Here is a 1487-nt window from a genome sequence, read left to right as displayed (position 1 = left end):
GGTAGCTGTTCAGCTCGGGTGAGGTGCTTTGGTGCTGTGTTTGGGCAGGTTGGAGTGGCCGTCGGCGGGATTGGTCGTCGTGGTCCGCGGACAGCTGGGTGGGGCGGGGTGGTCAGCCGGGTTGGATGGCGGGCGGGAGCCAGGCGCCGGTGGTGAACAATCGAGTGAGCGCGTCGAGGGTGTCGACGCCCCATTTACTGGCGGTCGACAGGTAGGACCGCACGGCGGCGAAGTCGGCGAGGCCGTGCAGGGTCCGCCAGCACCCACCGGAAACCCACTGCTGTACCTTGACCGGTCGCACGTCACGTTCCGCGACATTATTAGAGAACGGGACCGTCAGATCGACAGCGAACCGCAGGATCATGCTCTCGTAGCGGCGGAACCGGCGGGGCCAACGTCCGGGCATCGGCAGCCAGCGGGCTGTGTCTGCCGTGGTTGTCGACCTCGCCGCGGGCGAGTGCACCGAGGTAGTGGTTACGGATCCGGGCGAGGACTTCGGGAGCCAGAGCGGCCTGCCCGGCGCGGCGCCCGCGGCGTGGTGCGCGTCGAGCAGGGCGGTGGCCCTCGCGTCGGCCCAGACCTGCCCGGCGGGGTCGCCGTCGTGGACGGACCTCAGGTCACGCGGCAGGTGCGCGCCGCACCAGGCGTGCAACGCCCCGGTCAGGTGGGCGTAGCCGCTGTAGCCGTCCCGGACCAGGGTGCCGGTGAACGCCGGCCAGATCCCACCGGCGTCGATCGTGGCGGCGGTGCGGTCCCCGACGTGCATCACGGTCAGCTAGTCGGTGCAGGCCACGCGCAGGTAGCGCAGCGCACCGCCGGCGCGGGCGGTGGTCTCGTCGGCGTGCGCGACCGCCGCCGCGGCGATCAGTTCTCCTACCCGGGGTAGGAACGTCGTGGCGAGTAGCCGGGCGACCCAGCCCGCGGACACCGTCGCACCGGCCAGAGCAGCGAGTACCGCGGCGGCGCGGCGGACCGGCAGGTGATGGGCACAGACCAGCCACACCGCCCGCGCGAGCAGACCCGGCCCGTAGCCGACCCGGCCCGTCACCCCCACCGGGGCCTGCCCGCTGGTGGTCGCCGCGCAGCACGGGCAGACCCTGGCCACGACCCGGTACCCGGTCACCTACAGCCGTGGCGGTGGGGGCGGAACATCGAAGACCTGATGGCGGCGGGTCGCGAACACCGGCGCATCCGCCAGCGAACCACCACACCCCTCACAGGCCGACGGATCCACCACGATGATCTCATCCGGGTCGGTGACCATGTTCCGGGTCTGCCCCGGCTCACCAGGCTGTTTACCCCGCGGCCGGCCCCAGGACGTCCCCGACGACCGTTTCGGTGCCTTCGTGAACGGGCTGTCCGACGACAGCGACCGCGACGACGTCCCGCTGTCTTTCCCCGCCTGCCGTCCCACCTGCTCGACCCGCGCGGCCAACCACTCGACCCGCGCTGCCAGCGAGGCGATCGTGGCGTCCCGCTGCGCGATC

At 72.0% G+C, this 1487-nt stretch carries 1 protein-coding gene and 1 pseudogene; both read right to left on the bottom strand.

The features are described from left to right. Window positions 1-112 precede the first annotated feature (112 nt). Window positions 113-1048 (bottom strand): annotated as a pseudogene (locus tag AC08OP_RS22640) (IS66 family transposase). 75 nt (window positions 1049-1123) lie between these two features. After that, window positions 1124-1487: DUF6444 domain-containing protein (locus tag AC08OP_RS22635; RefSeq protein ID WP_476616015.1), on the bottom strand; the 364-nt coding region annotated here is incomplete at its 5' end.

The sequence above is a fragment of the Frankia sp. CeRuru1 genome, from assembly GCF_977966315.1.
Note: the sequence above shows the minus strand (reverse complement) of the source record. Positions and strands in the feature narration are given on the sequence as shown.